This window comes from Oleiphilus sp. HI0117, from assembly GCF_001635235.1.
Genome location: NZ_LWGA01000457.1, coordinates 1 through 361, shown reverse-complemented (window position 1 = coordinate 361; position 361 = coordinate 1). Strand labels below are relative to the sequence as shown.

Genomic DNA, 361 nt, shown 5'->3' with positions numbered 1-361 from the left:
TCTAGGGTTTCACCTAGTGCCGAGCCTTTTGAGCAGAGACGGCCAAAGTTAGCTGGGTGGTGCGGGTCGCCTTGTATTGTCACGTCCCTGTTATCAGCGTGTGTTGTTGCAATAATGCCGCAGCCTACACCACAGTAGGCGCAGGTGGTCTTTATTTCCTGCGGTTTTGTGCTTGTCTCTGTTGAGTTGATCATTTGAGTCATCTTGATGTTCCTAACCCGCTAAATCTAAGGTGGTAGTTTGCTTGGCGGTTTGAAAGTAGCCTTGGCCGAATATCAAAAACTCTCTCATGTCTTCGATATTGCAGCGCTGTTCAAGTAAGCTTTGATACCATGAGCCGTCTTTGGTATCGCCATATAGA

Annotated in this window: 1 protein-coding gene; it reads right to left on the bottom strand. The window is 47.6% G+C overall.

What is annotated here, in order from left to right; translation table 11 throughout:
- The coding region (locus A3757_RS05275; protein WP_231878221.1) for a hypothetical protein at positions 1-203 on the bottom strand (203 nt) is incomplete at its 3' end.
- Positions 204-361 lie beyond the last annotated feature (158 nt).